We start from the raw sequence: 18710 nt of genomic DNA, 5'->3' as shown, positions 1-18710 counted from the left end.
TCGCACCGACGCCGATCGATCGGCGTCACGGGCCGGCGAATGGCGGACGGCCCGGGGTGCGGCCACGACGCCGCTTTCAGTCGCCGCTGCCGGCCGCGCCCGCGTCGTTCAAGGCATCCGCCATCAGCTCGCCGAACCACTCGACGAACGCATTGAGCCGCCTCGACCGGTGCCGCCGATGCGGATAGACCGCCGACACGTCCATCGGCGCGGCCCGATGGCCGGGCATCACCTCGACCAGCGCCCCGCTGTCGAGCAGATGCACGACGTCGAAGCGCGGAATCTGGATCAGCCCCATGCCGGCGATGCAGCTCGCGATATAGGTTTCAGCGTTGTTGACGATCACGCGGCTGGGCAGCGTCAGCGTATGCCGCCCGCCGTCCGCGCAGTATTCCCATCCGAGCTCGCGGCCGCTCGTCGGCGACGCATAGCCGATCGCCCAGTGCCCGTGCGCAAGCGCATCGGGATGCTCGGGCACGCCGCATTCGCGCAGGTAGTCGGGGCTCGCGCAGTTGATCAGCGCGAACTGCCCGAGCGGCCGCACGACGAGGCTGCTGTCCGCGAGCCGCCCGACCCGGATCGCGCAGTCGACACCCTCCTGCACGAGATCGATCGAGCGGTCGGTCGAGCCGAGCGACAGTTGCAGCTTCGGGTAGCGGTGAAACAGCGACGGCAGCGCGGGTGCGATCACGCGGCGCGCGATCCGGCTCGGCGCATCGACGTTCAGCCGCCCGATCACGTCGCGATCGCGACGCCGGAACAGCCGGTCGAGCTCGTCGGCTTCCGCGAGCAGGCGCCGGCCACGCTCCAGCAGCAGCGCGCCGTCGGCAGTCAGCTGGACCTGCCGCGTCGTACGGTGCAACAGGCGCGTGCCGAGCGCGGTCTCGAGCTGCTGGACGGCGGCAGACACGGTCGCGCGCGGCACGTCGAGTGCATGCGCGGCCTTGATGAAGCTGCCCATCTCGGCAACCTGAAGGAAGATTCTGACCTGATCCAGCTTGTCCATCGGCAGGCGGAGAACGTGGGTTCGGACGACTGTAACCGGCAAGCGCCGCGCGTCGCGGCCGATCCCGGCGGCACAGATGAAACGAGCGCGCGGCGTTGTGTCCGCGCGCCCGTCCATTGTCCATGCAAACGGTCCATTGCGGGTCGCCGCGCACACGACGACCGCCGGCACGGCCCGTTACCGGGTCGGTTACTTGGTCGTATAGCCGCCGTTGATCAGGATCGTCTGGCCGGTGATCCACCAGCCGTCGGTCACGAGATGACGGATGAACGGCACGACGTCCTCGATGTCGGTGAGGCCCGTCTTGCTGAACGGCGACAGCGCGGCGGCCGTCTTGTGATACGCGACCGCGTCGGCGCCTTCGGCCGGGTAGAAGAACGGCGTATCCATCGGGCCCGGCCCGACCGCCGTCACCGAGATGCCGCGCGCGCCGTACTCCTTCGACGCCGCGCGCGTGAAGTGCTCGACCGGCGCCTTCGATCCTTCGTAGGCCGCATAGAACGGCGTGAAGGCGCCGAGCAGCGACGTCACGAGCGTGACGAGCTTGCCGTGATCCTCGAGGTGCCGCCCCGCTTCCTTGATGAAGAAGAACGCCGACTTGCTGTTCACCGCGAACATCTCGTCGTATTCGGCCTCGGTGATTTCGGTGAACGGCTTCTTCAGCACCTTGCCGACGGTGTTGATCGCGATGTCGATCTTGCCGAAGCGCTGCTTCGCGTCGCCGAACAGCTTCTCGACCGCGGCGGCCGTCGTCAGGTCGGCCTGGAACGTCGCGGCTTCCGCGCCGGCCGCGCGCACCGCGGCGGCCGTCTCTTCGGCCTGCGCCTGCGATGCCGCGCTGTTGTAGTGAATCGCCACCGCCTTCGCGCCGTGGCCGGCCAGGTCCCGGGCGATCAGCCCGCCGAGATTCTTGGCGCCGCCTGCGATCAGGACGACCTTGTCTGCGAGCGTGTGAGTAGCCACGGTTGACTCCTTTTTGCGTTGAATGAAGCTAGGAGTGTAGGCACGCGCGACGTGCCGGTCAGCCGGGCACGGCTGGATGGATTATCCAGAAAAACGATCCAATCAGGCATCCGGAATAGCGGGCTGCCCCACCGACGACTGCGACGAAATCCGCTCGACGCGACACGATGCACGGCCGCCGGGCCGCGCGGTTCAGCGCGCGTACAGCGCCGCGTCGATCTTGCCGAGCAGCCACTGCATGCCGGCCAGATGCTGCTGGTCGTGGCTGCACAGGTAATGGACGAGACCGCGCACGGTCAGCGCGCCGTAGCCTTCGAACTCGCCGGTGCGCGCATACTGCCCGGGCGTGAGGCGCGACACGAGGTCGAGCGTCTCGCGCCGCGCGTCGCGAATCGCCGCGAGCACGTCGGACGCGTATGCGGCGTCGTAGCGGCGCTCGATCGCGAGCGCATCGCCGTCGACCGACACGAGCAGCGGGTGATCCTCGTCGAGCATCCGCCGCAGCCGCACGTGATAGCCGTCGATTTCGATGTCGCGCACGTGGCAGAGCTGCCCGAGCGGCGAGAAATGCTCGCTCGGGATCCCGCTCCAGTCGTCGGGCGTCCAGCGCGCGTAGCCGTCCGGAACGGCGGCGAAATGGGCTTCGAGCTGACGGGGGAAATCGGCGAGTGCATCGAGCGTCGTCGGATTCATGCGGCAAACTCCGTGTCGGATGGAGACGGCTGCAGCCCGGGTACGGGCCTGCCGCCGTCGTGGCGCGACTTCACGCTGAAGCCCTACGCCCCTTGCATGCGACCTCCACTTTCCGTGAAGAAGGATCGTGCGGCGCGTCGCGCGCGGCGCTCCGGCAGCTTACCAGCGCGGGCGGGTTCGTGCCGGTGCCGGCGCGTGGCTTGATAGAATGCGCGCGCTATGGATCTCGAAAGCATTCTCTACACGCAGGGCTTCGGCTCGCGCCGCCAGTGCCGCGGCCTGATCGAAACGGGCCGCGTCACCGTCGCGGGCGCGAGCGCGACCGACCCCGACGCGTCGTTCGACACCGACGGCCTCGTGTTCACGGTCGACGACACCGCGTGGCCGTTCCACGACCGCGCGTATCTCGCGCTCAACAAGCCGGCCGGCTACGAGTGTTCGCGCGAGCCGCAGCACCACGCGAGCGTGTTCAGCCTGCTGCCGGCGCCGCTCGTCGCACGCGGCGTGCAATGCGTCGGCCGCCTCGACCAGGACACGACGGGCCTGCTGCTGCTGTCCGACGACGGCCAGTTCGTGCATGCGTACACGTCGCCGAAGCGCAAGGTGCCGAAAACCTACGTCGCGACCGTGCGCCACCCGCTCGACGACGCCCAGCTGGACGCGCTGCGCGCCGGCGTGCAGCTCCACGGCGAGCCGAAGCCGATCGCGGCGGTCGCCGCCGACGCGCGCGATACGCACGCGCTCGCGCTGACCGTCCTCGAAGGCAAATATCATCAGGTGAAACGCATGGTCGCGGCCGCCAGCAACCGCGTCGAGGCGCTGCACCGCGAAAGCATCGGCGGGTTCGCGCTGCCGGACGACCTGGCGCCGGGCGCGTGGCGCTGGCTCGGGGAAGGCGACCTTTCAGCCCTGCGCAATCCCGTCAAAACCCTGTAAGGGAAAATCCGCACGATCGTTCGCTGTCCGGCCGCGTCGCGGCCGCACGATCCCCCGCTATACTGAAATCACAAGCTGTACGAGCAGCGATGCAGGGGAGACATCATGAACTTCAACCATTCTTTCGAACTGTCGTACGTGACGATCGCGTTCGCGGTCGTGGGCGCCATCGTGATCGGCGCGCTGCTGGCCATGATGCACATGAAGCACAAATATCATCCGAACCTGATCGGCGCGCTGATCGGCGCGCTGTTGTGCTTCCTGCTGATCGAGGCGTTACCGGCGCTGACCTGACGCGCCGCGCGGCGCGAGCGTTTGAAGGAATTCGTCTACGGTCGGATAGCGCAACGTCACGCACAATTCGGCCTTGAGCCGCGCATTGGACAGGCGCCGCGACTCGCGCATGAACGACAGGAGCGCCGGCTCGAGCCGATGCTCGGCCTCGGCGCGACTGATGCGCGGCGGCGGCGGCAGGCCGAACACCTGCGCGACCCGGTCGAAATACTCTCCCATCCGCAGTTCGCTGTCGTCCGACGCGTGCACGGCGCGCGCCGGCTTGCCGCGCACGGCCGCGCGACGCAGGATCGCCGCGAGATCGTCCGCGTGGATGTGGTTCGTGTAGACGTCGTCGGCCGCGTCGAGTGCCGGCGTGCCGCGCTCGAGCCGCGCGAGCGGCAGCCGGTTCGCCGCGTAGATGCCGGGAATGCGCACGATGCGCGCGGACAGCACGCCGCGCACCGTCGCCGCCCGCAGCTGACGCTCGGCCGAGACGCGCCGGAACGCGCGCGGATTCGCGGGGCGCAGCGGCTGCGTTTCGTCGATTCGCGCCCCGCCGCAATCGCCGTATACGCCCGTCGTGCTGGCGTAGACGAGCGTCGGCGCGCGAAGGGCGTCGGGTACAATACGCGCTGCCCGCGCCGGCATGCCGGCCTGTCGGGTCGCGGCGCGCAGCGTGCGGAGCCGGCCGACCGACGACACCGCCGGTGCGGAGGGCCGCCGTGCAGGCACGGACAATGCGGCGATCAGCGCACGGGTGCGGCGATCGTCGCGGCCGTCGGATTGCGGCGGCGCGAGATGCAGGATCGTGCGGGCGAGGCCCGCGATACGTCCGAGCGTCGCCCGGCGATCGAGGTCGCCGACGAGCGGCGTCGCGCCTGCCGCGCGCAGTTCGTCGCGGCGGCCCGGATGGCTCGTCAGCGCGACGATGCGCAAGTCGGGGCGCGTGTCGCGCCATTGCGCGACGCAGCGCAGGCCGACGTCGCCGCAGCCGACGATCAGGGCGCGCGGCCGGCGCAGGATTCGAGTCGCGATCATGTTGGTTGCGAAATCAGTAGCCACCGTTGCGCGGCGCGCAACGGGTTTGCATTGTAGCTGCCGTGCGTGAGATGCACGGTCCCCACATTTTGTTCTATTTGGTTCTATGGCATTCAACGTTACTCTCAAGCAAAGCGGCCGGCAGTTCCAGGTCGAGTCGGACGAAACCGTGCTGGCGGCGGCGCTGCGCCAGAACGTCCATCTGCCGTACGGGTGCAAGAACGGCGCGTGCGGCTCCTGCAAGGGCCAGATCGTGTCGGGCCAGATCGAACAGGGCCCGCACGCCGCATCGGCACTGTCCAACGACGAGCGCACGCGCGGCCTCGCGCTGCTGTGCTGCTCGAAGGCGCAATGCGACCTCGAGATCGACGTGCGTGAAATCGCCGGCGTCGACGGCGTGCAGGTGAAGAAGCTGCCGTGCCGGATCGCCGCGCTCGAGCGCCGCGCCGACGACGTGATGGTCGTGAAGCTGCAGCTGCCGGCCAACGAGCGCCTGCAATACCTCGCGGGCCAGTACGTCGAATTCATCCTGAAGGACGGCTCGCGCCGCAGCTACTCGATGGCGAACGCGCCGCACGAGGAAGGCCCGATCGAGCTGCACATCCGCCACATGCCGGGCGGCAAGTTCACCGACCACGTGTTCGGCGCGATGAAGGAGCGCGACATCCTGCGCTTCGAAGGCCCGCTCGGCACGTTCTTCCTGCGCGAGGACTCCGACAAGCCGATCGTGCTGCTCGCATCGGGCACCGGCTTCGCGCCGATCAAGGCGATCGTCGAGCACGTCCGGCATTCGGGCATCACGCGCCCGATGACGCTCTACTGGGGCGCACGCCGCAAGAAGGACATCTATCTCGGCGAGCTCGCCGAGCAATGGGCGCGCGAGATCCCGAACTTCAAGTACGTGCCGGTGCTGTCCGAGCCGGACGACGCCGACCAGTGGACCGGCCGCACCGGCTTCGTCCATCGCGCGGTGATCGAGGACCTGCCCGATCTGTCGGGCCACCAGGTGTACGCATGCGGCGCGCCGGTGATGGTCGAATCCGCACAGCGCGACTTCACGCAGCACCACGCGCTGCCGGCCGACGAGTTCTACGCGGACTCGTTCACGAGCGCCGCCGATCTCGCGCATCCGGTCTGAGCACCGGGCGCGCCCGCGCGCCCGCTGCGCGCCGCCGTGTCACATCCGTGGCATCGCGGCGGTTTACAGTGGGGCGCGGGATGCCTTATGCTTGCGCACATGAACCGCTTCCTGTCCGCACTTCGACGTCGCCGCTCGCCGCTCCGCCCGGATGCCGCCGGCTCGTCACGGACTCGCGCGTAACCCTCTCCTCCGCTTCACCGGTTACGCACAAGCTGTTCGACCCACCAGCCACGGCCTTCCGTGGCTTTTTTATTGCCCGTTTTCCTTTCAACGTCCGCTGGAGTCTGCTGCCATGCCCCTGAACGATTACCCGATCGACTCGCTGATGTACATCACGAACCGCCCCGACATCGTGTTTACGCACGGCAAGGGTTCGTGGCTCTACGATCACACGGGCAAGCGCTATCTGGACTTCATTCAGGGCTGGGCCGTCAACAGCCTCGGCCACTGCAACGACGGCATCGTCGAAGCGCTGAAGACGCAGGCCGAGAAGCTGCTGAACCCGTCGCCCGCGTTCTACAACGAACCGATGGCGAAGCTCGCGGGCCTGCTCACGCAGCACAGCGTGTTCGACAAGGTGTTCTTCACGAACAGCGGCGCGGAAGCGAACGAAGGCGCGATCAAGCTCGCGCGCAAATGGGGCCGCAAGTTCAAGAACGGCGCGTACGAGATCATCACGTTCGACCACAGCTTCCACGGCCGCACGCTCGCGACGATGTCGGCCAGCGGCAAGCCGGGCTGGGACACGATCTACGCACCGCAGGTGCCGGGTTTCCCGAAGGCCGAGCTGAACGACATCAACTCCGTCGAGAAGCTGATCACCGACAAGACCGTCGCGGTGATGCTCGAGCCGATCCAGGGCGAAGGCGGCGTGATCCCGGCGACGCGTGAATTCATGCAGGCGCTGCGCGCGCTGACGAAGCAGCACAACCTGCTGCTGATCGTCGACGAGGTGCAGAGCGGCTGCGGCCGCGCGGGCACGCTGTTCGCGTACGAGCTGTCCGGTATCGAGCCGGACGTCATGACGCTCGCGAAGGGCATCGGCGGTGGCGCACCGCTCGGCGCGCTGCTGTCGAAAGCCGAGGTCGCGGTGTTCGAGGCCGGCGACCAGGGCGGCACGTACAACGGCAACCCGCTGATGACGGCGGTCGGCTACTCGGTGATCTCGCAGCTCGTCGCGCCCGGCTTCCTCGAAGGCGTGCGTGCGCGCAGCGAATACCTGAAGCGCAGGCTGCTCGAACTGTCGGAGGAGCGCGGCTTCGAGGGCGAACGCGGTGAAGGCCTGCTGCGCGCGCTGCTGCTCGGCAAGGACATCGGCCCGCAGATCGTCGAGAAGGCGCGCGACATGCAGCCCGACGGCCTGCTGCTGAACGCGGCACGCCCGAACCTGCTGCGCTTCATGCCCGCGCTGAACGTCACGACCGAGGAAATCGACCAGATGATGGCGATGCTGCGGTCGATCCTCGACACGCTCTAAGGAAACCGCCGCGATGGATGCCGCCGCCGATGCTGTCGCGATCCGCCCGTTCGAACGCGCCGACACCGATGCCGTGCTCGCCGTCTGGCGCGACGCGTTCCCGCAGTACGACGAAGCCGGCGCGCCGCCGCACCGTGATCCGCTGCGATCGATCGAACTCAAGCTCGCGACGCAGCCGGAGCTGTTCTTCGTCGCGACGTGCGGCGCGCGGGTGGTCGGCACGCTGATGGCGGGTTTCGACGGACATCGCGGCTGGCTCTACTCGTTCGGCGTGTCGAACGACGCGCGGCGGCTCGGCATCGGCCGCGGGCTGATCGCGCATGCGGAACGCGCGCTCGCCGCGCGCGGCTGCCTGAAGATCAACCTGCAGGTGCTGCCCGGCAACGACGATGCGTGCCGCTTCTATGCGGCGCTCGGCTATCGCGTCGAGGAACGCATCTCGTTCGGCAAGACGCTGCCGGCCGCGTGACGCCGCCGGCAGTCGCCACGTTCAGCGCGTGATCGGCCCCGCGTCCGGCAGCGGATTGCCGAGCGCGTCGGTCGGCACGGCCTGCTGCTCGAACGCCGCGAAATACGCGGCCCACTGCGACTCGCTCACGCGCACGATCAACGCGCCGTCCTGCCACACGTCGTTGTGATCGTTGTGGTCGTTGCCCGCGCGATGCAGGTAGTTCGCGCCTGTCGAACCCTGGTTCATGTGCGTGTCGTGGATGCCGTTGCCTTCCGTATACGTGCGGCCGAACACGACGACGTCGAGCCCCTGCGACTGCGCGGCATTGACGAGCCGCAGCAGCGACGGGATCGGCTCCGCGTTCTCGGTGCCGTCCATCACCGCGCTGGCACGCCATGCGCCCGTCTCGTTCAGGATATCGCTGCGCAGATAGTCGAGCGCCGGCAGCGCGGTTTGCCCGGTGAGATCGGTATAGCCCTCGGCCGCGGCCGCGAGCGTCGCCGTGACCGGATGATGGAAATCGTAGACGAGCTTGTAGTTCAGCAGGTCGTCCGCGTCGTTGGTGCCGACATTGATCGCGACGTCCCAGTCGCCGGCCGGCAACGCGAGCGTCAGGTGGATGTGATACTGGATCTCGCTGCCGTGCGGCGAGCCCTTCAGCCGCGCCACCGACGTCACCTTCGCCTTCACGAAACCGTAGTCCAGACTCATGCGTGCTCTCCGTGTCCCGATGGACCGACCATGCTACGCAGCCTGCGTGACGGTTGGCGGACGGCCGGTAGCGGACGGCCTTCGCGCTATCGCGTCCCGCGCCGCATGGTCGGCGTCACTGTCGAATGAATGGAGTCGCATCCGCGCGCGCAGTTCGCCGCCGGGCGCACCGCACGAAAAAAAAGCTGTCACGGTATCCCGTGACAGCCTTTCGAAAGCCCTTGGGCGGCACGCCGGCATCCGCCGTCGCGCCGCACCGGGCCCGCTCATTCACTCACCCAGATACGCAGCCCGCACCTTCGGATCGTCGAGCATCTGCTTCGCGTCGCCTTCCATCGTGACCGTGCCCGAGTCCATCACGTAGCCACGGTCGGCCGCCTGCAGCGCGAGGCGCGCGTTCTGTTCGACGAGCAGCACCGTGATGCCCTCGCTCGAGATCGTGCGCACCACTTCGAAGATCTTCTCGACCATGATCGGCGACAGACCCATCGACGGCTCGTCGAGCAGCAGCAGCTTCGGCTTCGACAGGATCGCGCGCGACATCGCCAGCATCTGCTGCTCGCCGCCCGACAGCGTGCCCGCGAGCTGCGTCGCACGCTCCTTCAGCCGCGGGAAGAAGCCGAACATCCGGTCGACGTCCTTCTTGATCTGCTCGTTGTCGTTGCGCAGGTACGCGCCCATCTGCATGTTCTCGATGATCGACATCCGCGCGAAGATCCCGCGACCTTCCGGCACCATCGCGAGCCCGCGCTTGAGCAGCTCGTGCGACGGCACGCCCTTGATCGACTTGCCGTCGTACTCGATGTCGCCCGCCGAGTACGGCTTCAGGCCCGTGATCGCCTTCATCGTCGTGGTCTTGCCCGCGCCGTTCGCGCCGATCAGCGTCACCAGCTCGCCCTGGCGGACTTCCATGTCAACGCCCTTGACGGCCTGGATGCCGCCGTAGTTGACCTGCAAGCCCTTGATTTTCAACATTGCCGCTGCCATCAGTGCACCCCTGCGCCGAGATATGCCTCAATCACCTTCGGATTCTTCTGCACGTCCTGCGGCAGACCCTCGGCGATCACCTTGCCGTAATCGAGCACCGTCATCCGGTTGCACAATCCCATCACGAGCTTCACGTCGTGCTCGATCAGCAGAATCGTGCGGCCGTCCGAGCGGATCTTGTCGAGCAGGCGCGTGAGTTCGACCTTCTCGGTCGCGTTCATCCCGGCCGCCGGCTCATCGAGCGCGAGCAGCTTCGGGTCGGTCGCCAGCGCGCGCGCGATTTCCAGCCGGCGCTGGTGGCCGTACGACAGGTTGCGCGACGTGTAGTCCGCGTACTGCAGCACGCCGACGTACTCGAGCAGCTCGATCGCGCGTTCCTTGATCTCGCGCTCTTCCTGGCGCTCGGCCGGCGTCTGGAACACCGCGCCCAGCAGGCCGTGCTTGGTCCGCACGTGGCGGCCCACCATCACGTTCTCCAGTGCCGTCATCCCGCCGAACAGGCGAATGTTCTGGAACGTGCGCGCGATGCCCGTCTTCGCGACTTGATGCACCGCGGTCGGCTTGTATTCCGTGCCGTCCAGCTTGAACTCGCCGGAGTCCGGCGTGTAAAGACCCGTGATCACGTTGAAGAACGTGGTCTTGCCGGCGCCGTTCGGGCCGATCAGCCCGTAGATCTCGCCTTCCTTGATCTGCAGGCCGACGTCGGACAGTGCCTGCAGCCCGCCGAAGCGTTTGTTCACGCCCGAGACGGACAGTCGGATTTGCTTGTCGCTCATGTGTGTATCCCCTTGTCCGTCGGTTAAGCGCGCACCGGCTTCTTGCCGGCGCGCTTCGCCAGTTTCGCGATCTTGTCCTCATGCTTCGGCGCCGGCCACAGGCCTTCCGAGCGGTACAGCATGATGATCACCATCGCGAGGCCGTACAGCGCCTGACGGATCACTTCCGTATCGACGATGTCATGGCCGAACAGCGCATGCTGCAGCGGGCTCATCGTCGAGCGCAGGAATTCCGGGAAGATCGCGAGCAGCACCGCGCCCAGGATCACGCCGGGGATATGGCCCATGCCGCCGAGCACCACGCACGCCAGCACCACGATCGATTCCCAGAACGTGAACGATTCCGGCGACACGAAGCCCTGGAACGAACCGAACATCGCGCCCGACAGGCCGCCGAACGATGCGCCCATCGCGAACGCGAGCAGCTTCACGTTACGGGTGTTGATGCCCATCGCCTTCGCCGCGATCTCGTCCTCGCGGATTGCCGCCCATGCGCGGCCGATGCGCGAATGCTGCAGGCGCGTACACGTCCAGATCACCAGCAGCGAGCACAGCACGAACAGGTAGTAGTACATGTAGACCGACGGCAGCTGGAGGCCGAACAGCGAGTGCGTCTGCGACAGGTTGAAGCCGCCGACGTGCACCGGATCGATGCCCGTGATCCCCTTCGGGCCGTTGGTGATGTTCACCGGACGGTCGAGGTTGTTCATGAAGATCCGGACGATTTCACCGAAGCCGAGCGTCACGATCGCCAGGTAGTCGCCGCGCAGGCGCAGCGTCGGCGCGCCGAGCAGGATCCCGAAGGTCGCCGCCAGCGCCATCGCGATCGGCACGATGATCAGGAACGGGATGTGCAACCCGCCGGGCGCGAGGGCCGCGATCCACTCGAACTGCGAGCTCAGGTGCGGCGAGCTCAGCAGTGCCGCCGTGTACGCGCCCACCGCGTAGAACGCGATGTAGCCGAGGTCGAGCAGGCCGGCGAAGCCGACCACCACGTTGAGACCCAGCGCGAGCATCACGTACAGCATCGCGAAGTCGAGCACGCGGACCCAGTAGTTGCCGCCTGCCGAGCCGATGATGATCGGCGCCGCGATCACGAAGGCCGCGGTCAGGATGCCGATGACGACGGTCTTCGTCGTGTTGCGTTCTTCGACGAGCGACGTCGAGGATTCGATCGGTTGAATGGATGTCATGTTGTTTGCTCCCCTTCCGTTACGCGCGGTCCGCGACACGTTCGCCCAGCAGGCCCGACGGACGGAACACCAGCACGATGATCAGCACGATGAATGCGAACACGTCCTGGTAGTTACTGCCGAACACGCCACCCGTGAGGTTGCCGATGTAGCCCGCGCCGAGCTGCTCGATCAGGCCGAGCACCACGCCGCCGACCATCGCGCCGCCGAGGTTGCCGATCCCGCCGAGCACCGCCGCGGTGAACGCCTTCATGCCGGGGATGAAGCCCATGTAGAAGTGCACGTTGCCGTATTCGGACGCGATCATCACGCCGGCCAGCGCGGCGAGCGCGGAACCGATCATGAACGTCGCGGAGATCACGAAGTTCGGGTTCACGCCCATCAGGCTCGCGGTGTTCGGGCTTTCGGCGATCGCGCGCATCGCGCGGCCAAGCTTGGTCTTGTGCACGAGCAGCAAGAGGCCTGCCATCACGATGAACGCCACCGCGATGATCACGATTTCGGTGACCGAGATCACGGCGCCGGGCGTCGTGTCGGTCGCCTTGATCACGTTGATCGGGTCGGTCGGCAGCAATTGCGGGAACGGCAGCGGGTTGCGCGACCAGATGATCATCGCGGCCGTCTGCAGCAGGATCGACACGCCGATCGCGGTGATCAGCGGCGCGAGACGCGGTGCGCGGCGCAGCGGCCGGTATGCGACCCGCTCGATCGTGTAGCCCACGCACGCGCAGACGATTGCGGCAATGCCAAGGCCGATCGTCAGCGTCGCGACGTTGCCGAGTCCGGGAAAGTGGTTCTGCAGCACGGTGATGGCCGACAGGGCGACCATCGCGCCGACCATCAGCACGTCACCGTGCGCGAAGTTGATGATGCCGAGAATGCCGTACACCATCGTGTAGCCCAACGCGATGATGGCGTACACACTGCCGAGCACCAGCCCGTTGAGGATCTGCTGGACGAAAATATCCATTTAAAGCTCCTTGGCCCATGCTGCCGGAGGACGTTGCGCCCCGCGGGTAAGCGAGGAATCGCGCCTTCTCGGCGACACTGCGGGTACTAGTCGATACCGGTAAGGGTGGATCGTCCCGGCGCGCGCCGCCCGGCCTGTACAGCCGGACCTGCCGCCGGAGCGGATACAGAAACGGCACCGCACTGTTCCGGTGCCATCATGAGTCCCGTCGCTAAATCGTCACGACATCGAGGACGGTGTACTTGGCCTCCTTGAAGTCGTAGGGCAGCGTGCCGCAACGGTGTCCGGTTGCCCGAACACCATGCCTTTTTCCGTCCGGGCCGGGGCGAACCCCGCGTCCGGGCAGATCAGGTTCCGCACCGCGTCGCCCGCGGGCTCGACCACCTTGACGGCGCACATGCCGTTGTCGCCAAGGGTTTGCGCTCCGATGCCGGACGCCGTCGCCTGCGGTGCAAGCGGGCCGTCCGCCGCCGCCCGCGCGGCGCCCGAACCGGCATCGCGAAGGTGGCGCCCGACTTTCGTCAGGACTGTGTCGGAATCCGTGAAACGAAGCAGACCGCCCGCCGCGACGCGATGGGTCACGGCGACACGCTGCTTCGTCGAATCGAAATGAAAGGGAATCAGTGACATCTGCACGTCGCCTGCGTTGCCCCGAAACCCGGGCGCCCGCCGTGCGGCGCGCCCTGCTGCTGCCGCATCACGGCCGGCGGCTCGTTGTCGGGCAATCAGTTTGCCCGTCGCCCGGTCGATGGCAGCGCCGCCGGCGCGTGCTGCCCGCCGTGCCGAATGCATGCCGATCTTCGGGCCCTGCGCGTTGAATTCCTCGATCGCCAAACGTGCCCCGTTGTCCTTGTCACTGTCCGATTGCGCAATGCGGCACACCGACCGCGCCGCACGACCGGTTCCGGCAGCGCGCATGTCGCTGGCCGCCGGTACTGCGGGTGCCGCAGTCTCCCTGCCCGCCTCGTCGTCGCTCTTTTTGCTACAGCCGGCAAGCATTGCAACCGGTGCGGCGACGGACATGGCGTCAGCCAACTTCACATGCATCGAGTAGGTCTCCCGCGCCTTGCCAAAACCCGATTCCAAAGCCATTCCGGCCTGAAAACGGGCGCATTGTAACTCCATTTATAGGACGCCAATAATCCTGATTCGATGGGGTTTTCCTGCATTGCAACCAATTTTGAGAGACGGCTAAGCAATGGCGTAGCAACCGGGTTGCACTATTAATGTGAATAATGGTTGCGATCGCATTATCGCGACGCAAAAAAAAGCGCGCCGGGAGGCGCGCTTCGGGGTACCGCAGGGTGCGATGCGGCAATCAGGCGGCGGGCGGCAGGTTGAGCCCACGCGGCAGCGGAAACGACACGTTTTCCTCGATGCCGTCAAGCGCACGCACATTGCGCACGCCGAGCTCGCGCAGCCGCGCGATCACGGCCTGGGCGAGCACTTCCGGCGCCGATGCGCCGGCCGTCACGCCGATCCGGCGCTTGCCTGCGACCCAGGCCGGATCGATCTGGTCGGGTGCATCGACCATGTATGCGGCCACGCCGCGCTTCTCCGCCACTTCGCGCAGGCGGCTCGAATTCGAGCTGTTCGGGCTACCGACGACGATCACGACGTCGCACTGCGGCGCCATGAATTTCACCGCATCCTGGCGGTTCTGCGTCGCGTAGCAGATGTCCTGCTTCTTCGGCTCGCGGATCTTCGGATACTTCGCCTTCAGCGCGGCGATGATCTCGGCCGCATCGTCGACGGACAGCGTCGTCTGCGTGACGAGCGCGATGCGCTCGGGATCGGCGAGTGCGAGCTTCTGCACGTCCTCGACGCTTTCGACGAGATGCATGCCGCGCTCGACCTGCCCCATCGTGCCTTCGACTTCCGGGTGGCCCTTGTGGCCGATCATCACGATGTCGACGCCGTCCTGGCGCATCTTCGCCACTTCGACGTGCACCTTCGTGACGAGCGGACAGGTGGCGTCGTAAATGCGCAATCCGCGCACGTCCGCCTCGTCGCGCACGGCCTTCGACACACCGTGCGCGCTGAAGATCACGGTGTTGCCGGCCGGCACTTCCTCGAGTTCCTCGACGAAGATCGCGCCTTTCTTCTTCAGATCCTCGACCACGTACTTGTTGTGGACGATCTCGTGACGGACGTAGATCGGCGCACCGTGCATCGCGATCGCGCGCTCGACGATCTCGATTGCGCGATCGACCCCTGCGCAGAAGCCGCGCGGCTGGGCCAGCAGGATTTCGGCATCGGCGGCGACGGTCTGCCCGGACAGCGTATCGGTGGTGCTCATGATTACAGGATTCCGATGATTTTCACTTCGAACGTGAGCGCTTGGCCCGCGAGCGGATGATTGAAGTCGAACAGCGCCGAGGTTTCGCTGACTTCCTTGAGCACCCCTGCATAGCGGCCGCCGTCCGGCGCGTTGAATTCGATCAGTTCGCCGGGCGTGAAATCGTCGCCGACCATCCCGTTCTCGCGCAGCGTCGACAGCGTCACGCGCTGGAGCATGTCGGGATTGCGGGGACCGAACCCCTGCTCGGGCGTTAGCTGAAAAGTCGAATGGTCACCGACCCTGAGCCCGAGCAGAATCTGTTCCAGCGAGGGCGCCAGTTGCCCGGCGCCGAGCAGCAGCGTGGCGGGCTTGTCGGAGAAGGTGTTGACGATGTCGGCGCCCTCGGCCAGTGCCAGCCGGTAATGCAGCGTCACGTGGGAACCGGGCTTCACTTCGGATAGATCGATGATGCTCATGAATGACTCGTGTTCGTCGGCGCCCGAACTGGCCGAAAGGCCCGGCGCAAAGCCAATATTGTAAGTCACCTGAGCGCGCAAGGCTGAAAGTGCGACGACGTCGCGCACACGGCCTCCGCCAATGGAGTTTCGATCATGCCGTCATCCTCTCTCGCCGTCGCGCCGACCGAATGCCGCGACACCGCCGACACACCGGCCGCTCCGCCGGGCCGCGTCGTCCCGATCCACCTGCGCAAGCGCCGCCCGGCCGACTGGCGCCCCGAGCGGCCGCGCGAACGGCTGCTGGAGCGCGGGCCCGCCGCACTGACCGACGACGAGCTGATCGCGCTGCTGCTCGGCACGGGCAAGCCCGGGCACGATGTGTTCGTCACCGCCCGCGCGCTGGTCAGGCAGTTCGGCACGTTGCGCGGTCTGCTCGAGGCGACCACCGGCGACTTCGAGATGCACCCCGGCATCGGTCCCGCGCGCTCCGCACGGCTCGTCGCGGTCACCGAGATCGCGCGGCGCATGCTGGAGGAAAAGGCGCAAGCGCGCCTGCAGATCGATTCGCCCGGCGCCGTCGAGGATTGCCTGCGACTGAAGATCGGCTCGCGCCCGCACGAAGTATTCATTGCGGTGTACCTCGACGCCCGCAACGGCCTGATCGACATGGAGGAAATCACGCGCGGCTCGCTGACGCGCATGGCCGTCTATCCGCGCGAGGTCGTGCGCCGCGCGCTGCAGCAGAACGCTGCGGCGCTGATCGTCGCGCACAATCATCCGTCGGGCGCGGTCCAGCCGAGCGCGGAGGACCGCCGCCTGACGCGCGCGCTGAAAGACGCGCTCGAACTCGTCGACGTGCGGCTGCTCGATCACGTCGTCGTCGGCACCAGCGATACATTTTCGTTCGCGCGCGCCGGTTGGCTGTAGACTGTGGCCCGGCGACCCGCCCCGGGGCCGCCGCAACGACGATGCGAAATTGGGTTTGATTTTTCTGAACTTTTTCTGCTAGAATCGTCGTCTGTCTTTTTTCCAACCAGTTCTAGCCATCGAAGGGCCTTGTCTGTACAGGCTTCGGCGTTCTGAGTGCAGCCATGGATCACGTGGCGGTACGATGGAACCTTCATCGGCGATCGAACCCCGAATTTAGCGTATTAGGAGTGCTCTCATGGCACGCGTATGCCAAGTAACTGGGAAAGCGCCGATGAGCGGCAACAACGTTTCCCACGCCAACAACAAGACGAAGCGCCGCTTCCTCCCGAACCTGCAAAACCGCCGGTTCTGGGTTGAGAGCGAAAACCGCTGGGTGCGCCTGCGCGTCTCGAACGCCGGCCTGCGCCTGATCGACAAGAACGGCATCGATTCCGTGCTCGCTGACCTGCGCGCACGCGGCGAAGCCTAAGCCCAAGGAGCACAATCATGGCAAAAGGCGCACGCGACAAGATCAAGCTTGAGTCGACCGCTGGTACGGGTCATTTCTACACGACCACGAAGAACAAGCGCAACATGCCGGAAAAGATGGCGATCAAGAAGTTCGATCCCGTTGTCCGCAAGCATGTGGAATACAAAGAAACCAAGATCAAGTAATCTCCGGTTTCTGCCAGCCTGACGGCGACCGAAAAGCCCCGCACATGCGGGGCTTTTTGTTTTGCGCGGTTTCGCGCGCACGCTCGGGCCCGACGCGGTATGCTCTCCCCTTTCCGCGGCCAAGGTCGACGGAACGCACAAGATCTAAAGCGTAACGACGGAGATGCAGCATGAAATTCGACGTGGCGATCGTCGGCAGCGGCCTGGCAGGGCTGTCGGTCGCACTCAACCTGGCCAGCACGCGACGTGTCGCGCTGATCGCGAAACGTTCGATGATGGAGGGGGCAAGCGATAACGCGCAAGGCGGCATCGCGGCCGTCCTCGATTCGGCGGACAGCATCGAGAACCACGTCGACGACACGCTGGTCGCCGGCGGCGGGCTGTGCGACGAAGGCGCGACGCGCTACATCGTCGAGCACGGCCGCGAAGCGATCGAATGGCTGATCTCGCAGGGCGTGCCGTTCACGAAGGACGATGCGGCCGAACTCGGTTTCCACCTGACGCGCGAAGGCGGCCACAGCCACCGCCGGATCATCCACGCGGCCGACGCGACCGGCCATGCGGTGCTCGCGACGCTGTCCGACCGCGCGCGCCAGCATCCGAACATCACGTTCTTCGAAAACCACCATGCGATCGACCTGATCACGTCGGACCGGCTCGGGCTGCCCGGCCGCCGCTGTCACGGGCTGTATGCGCTCGACGTCGACAACGACCGCACGATCACGATCGAGGCGCCGCACACGGTGCTCGCGACCGGCGGCGCCGGCAAGGTCTACCTGTACACGACGAACCCCGACACCGCGACCGGCGACGGCATCGCGATGGCGTGGCGCGCGGGCTGCCGCGTGTCGAACATGGAATTCATCCAGTTCCACCCGACCTGCCTGTTCCATCCGTATGCGAAGTCGTTCCTGATTTCGGAAGCCGTGCGCGGCGAAGGCGGCCTGCTCAAGCTGCCAGACGGCACGCGCTTCATGCCCGCACACGATCCGCGCGCGGAACTCGCGCCGCGCGACATCGTCGCGCGCGCGATCGACTTCGAGATCAAGAAGCGCGGGATCGACTGCGTGTATCTCGACATCAGCCACCAGCCGGAAGCGTTCCTGCGCGAACACTTCCCGACGATCCATGCGCGCTGCCTCGAATTCGGCATCGACATCGCGAAGCAGCCGATTCCGGTCGTGCCGGCCGCGCACTACACGTGCGGCGGCGTCGTCACCGACCTCGCGGGGCGCACCGATCTCGCGGGCCTGTATGCGGTCGGCGAGACGTCGTATACGGGGCTGCACGGCGCGAACCGGCTCGCGAGCAATTCGCTGCTCGAATGCCTCGTGATCGGCCGCGCGGCGGCCGAGGCGATCGAAGCGGCCGGCTTCGACGCTGCAACGCCGGCCAAGCTGCCCGCATGGGACGAAAGCCGCGTGTCGGATGCGGACGAGGAAGTGGTCGTCGCGCACAACTGGGACGAACTGCGCCGGCTGATGTGGAACTATGTCGGCATCGTGCGCACCGACAAGCGTCTCGAACGCGCGAAGCACCGGTTGTCGCTGCTGCGCGACGAAATCCACGAGTACTACGCGAACTTCCGCGTGACGCGCGACCTGCTCGAACTGCGCAATCTCGTCGACGTCGCGACGCTGATCGTGAAGAGCGCGTACTCGCGCCGCGAAAGCCGCGGGCTGCACTACAGCCGCGACTGGCCGCACACGCTGCCGAAGGCGCTGCCGAGCGTGCTCACGCCCCGCTCGCGCCGCTGACCGGTACGCCCT

Annotated in this window: 20 protein-coding genes and 1 pseudogene; 9 read left to right on the top strand and 12 right to left on the bottom strand. The window is 66.6% G+C overall.

The features are described 5' to 3' along the window. Positions 1-76: 76 nt before the first annotated feature. The 3 genes from U4Y91_RS08570 to U4Y91_RS08560 form a co-directional block, all read right to left on the bottom strand. A complete protein-coding gene (locus U4Y91_RS08570; protein ID WP_321804711.1) occupies positions 77-1006 on the bottom strand; it encodes a LysR family transcriptional regulator in 930 nt (309 codons plus the stop codon). A 189-nt stretch (positions 1007-1195) separates the two neighbouring features. After that, the gene (locus tag U4Y91_RS08565; protein WP_044845613.1) at positions 1196-1969 is read right to left on the bottom strand and encodes an SDR family oxidoreductase; all 774 of its coding nucleotides are present in this window, start codon (positions 1967-1969) and stop codon (positions 1196-1198) included. Positions 1970-2161: 192 nt separating this feature from the next. Beyond that, a complete protein-coding gene (locus U4Y91_RS08560; protein WP_321804710.1) occupies positions 2162-2662 on the bottom strand; it encodes a DinB family protein in 501 nt (166 codons plus the stop codon). 219 nt (positions 2663-2881) lie between these two features. Between U4Y91_RS08560 and U4Y91_RS08555 the strand changes: the two genes are divergently transcribed. Both U4Y91_RS08555 and U4Y91_RS08550 read left to right on the top strand, forming a co-directional pair. Continuing rightward, positions 2882-3598 carry a 16S rRNA pseudouridine(516) synthase gene (locus U4Y91_RS08555; RefSeq protein ID WP_321804709.1) on the top strand — a complete coding sequence of 239 codons (717 nt, stop codon included), beginning with the start codon at positions 2882-2884 and terminating at the stop codon, positions 3596-3598. 105 nt (positions 3599-3703) lie between these two features. Then, the gene (locus U4Y91_RS08550; RefSeq protein WP_044845610.1) at positions 3704-3892 is read left to right on the top strand and encodes a hypothetical protein; all 189 of its coding nucleotides are present in this window, start codon (positions 3704-3706) and stop codon (positions 3890-3892) included. On the opposite strand, the gene U4Y91_RS08545 is transcribed toward U4Y91_RS08550, so the two are convergent. Then, positions 3875-4912 carry an NAD-dependent epimerase/dehydratase family protein gene (locus U4Y91_RS08545; protein ID WP_321804789.1) on the bottom strand — a complete coding sequence of 346 codons (1038 nt, stop codon included), beginning with the start codon at positions 4910-4912 and terminating at the stop codon, positions 3875-3877. The two genes, U4Y91_RS08550 and U4Y91_RS08545, sit on opposite strands and share 18 nt — an antisense overlap. Positions 4913-5018: 106 nt before the next feature. Here U4Y91_RS08545 and U4Y91_RS08540 point away from each other — a divergent pair, with 106 nt between their 5' ends. The 3 genes from U4Y91_RS08540 to U4Y91_RS08530 all read left to right on the top strand — a co-directional run bounded on the left by U4Y91_RS08540 (position 5019) and on the right by U4Y91_RS08530 (position 7999). After that, positions 5019-6050, top strand: a complete 1032-nt coding sequence (locus U4Y91_RS08540; RefSeq protein ID WP_257772996.1) for a CDP-6-deoxy-delta-3,4-glucoseen reductase — start codon at positions 5019-5021, stop codon at positions 6048-6050. 295 nt (positions 6051-6345) lie between these two features. Beyond that, entirely contained in the window at positions 6346-7530 is a 1185-nt protein-coding gene (locus U4Y91_RS08535) for an acetylornithine transaminase (RefSeq protein WP_257772997.1), read from the top strand. Positions 7531-7543: 13 nt separating this feature from the next. Further along, positions 7544-7999 carry a GNAT family acetyltransferase gene (locus tag U4Y91_RS08530; protein WP_321804708.1) on the top strand — a complete coding sequence of 152 codons (456 nt, stop codon included), beginning with the start codon at positions 7544-7546 and terminating at the stop codon, positions 7997-7999. Between the two features lie 21 nt (positions 8000-8020). Here the strand turns inward: U4Y91_RS08530 and U4Y91_RS08525 are convergent, their stop codons facing one another. The 8 genes and pseudogenes from U4Y91_RS08525 to U4Y91_RS08490 all read right to left on the bottom strand — a co-directional run bounded on the left by U4Y91_RS08525 (position 8021) and on the right by U4Y91_RS08490 (position 15375). After that, positions 8021-8692, bottom strand: coding sequence for a DUF2278 family protein (locus U4Y91_RS08525; RefSeq protein ID WP_321804707.1), 672 nt, complete (start codon positions 8690-8692; stop codon positions 8021-8023). A gap of 270 nt (positions 8693-8962) precedes the next feature. Then, entirely contained in the window at positions 8963-9679 is a 717-nt protein-coding gene (locus U4Y91_RS08520) for an ABC transporter ATP-binding protein (RefSeq protein WP_321804706.1), read from the bottom strand. Then, positions 9679-10455 (bottom strand): ABC transporter ATP-binding protein, encoded by a 777-nt coding sequence (locus tag U4Y91_RS08515; RefSeq protein WP_044845603.1) that lies wholly within the window; start codon positions 10453-10455, stop codon positions 9679-9681. Before U4Y91_RS08515 ends, U4Y91_RS08520 begins: the two co-directional genes overlap by 1 nt. Before the next feature lie 23 nt (positions 10456-10478). Next, entirely contained in the window at positions 10479-11648 is a 1170-nt protein-coding gene (locus tag U4Y91_RS08510) for an ABC transporter permease subunit (RefSeq protein WP_321804705.1), read from the bottom strand. 19 nt (positions 11649-11667) lie between these two features. Next, entirely contained in the window at positions 11668-12618 is a 951-nt protein-coding gene (locus U4Y91_RS08505) for a branched-chain amino acid ABC transporter permease (RefSeq protein WP_321804704.1), read from the bottom strand. Positions 12619-12829: 211 nt separating this feature from the next. Beyond that, a pseudogene (locus U4Y91_RS08500) lies at positions 12830-13665 on the bottom strand (branched-chain amino acid ABC transporter). A 271-nt stretch (positions 13666-13936) separates the two neighbouring features. Then, positions 13937-14917 carry a 4-hydroxy-3-methylbut-2-enyl diphosphate reductase gene (gene ispH / locus U4Y91_RS08495; RefSeq protein ID WP_321804703.1) on the bottom strand — a complete coding sequence of 327 codons (981 nt, stop codon included), beginning with the start codon at positions 14915-14917 and terminating at the stop codon, positions 13937-13939. Between the two features lie 2 nt (positions 14918-14919). Beyond that, positions 14920-15375: a peptidylprolyl isomerase gene (locus U4Y91_RS08490; protein WP_321804788.1), complete on the bottom strand. Its 456-nt coding sequence runs from the start codon at positions 15373-15375 to the stop codon at positions 14920-14922. A 135-nt stretch (positions 15376-15510) separates the two neighbouring features. On the opposite strand from U4Y91_RS08490, the gene radC reads away from it, so the two are divergent. From radC to nadB, 4 genes are all read left to right on the top strand, one after another. Beyond that, a complete protein-coding gene (radC, locus tag U4Y91_RS08485; RefSeq protein ID WP_321804702.1) occupies positions 15511-16284 on the top strand; it encodes a RadC family protein in 774 nt (257 codons plus the stop codon). 238 nt (positions 16285-16522) lie between these two features. Continuing rightward, on the top strand, positions 16523-16756 hold the full coding sequence (gene rpmB, locus U4Y91_RS08480; RefSeq protein ID WP_004186391.1) for a 50S ribosomal protein L28: 234 nt from the start codon (positions 16523-16525) through the stop codon (positions 16754-16756). A gap of 17 nt (positions 16757-16773) precedes the next feature. After that, positions 16774-16941: a 50S ribosomal protein L33 gene (rpmG, locus tag U4Y91_RS08475; protein WP_006478046.1), complete on the top strand. Its 168-nt coding sequence runs from the start codon at positions 16774-16776 to the stop codon at positions 16939-16941. 170 nt (positions 16942-17111) lie between these two features. Next, positions 17112-18698, top strand: coding sequence for an L-aspartate oxidase (gene nadB, locus U4Y91_RS08470; RefSeq protein WP_044845597.1), 1587 nt, complete (start codon positions 17112-17114; stop codon positions 18696-18698). Positions 18699-18710 lie beyond the last annotated feature (12 nt).

It is taken from the genome of Burkholderia sp. BCC1993, assembly GCF_905339865.1.
Classification (GTDB): domain Bacteria; phylum Pseudomonadota; class Gammaproteobacteria; order Burkholderiales; family Burkholderiaceae; genus Burkholderia.
Note: the sequence above shows the minus strand (reverse complement) of the source record. Positions and strands in the feature narration are given on the sequence as shown.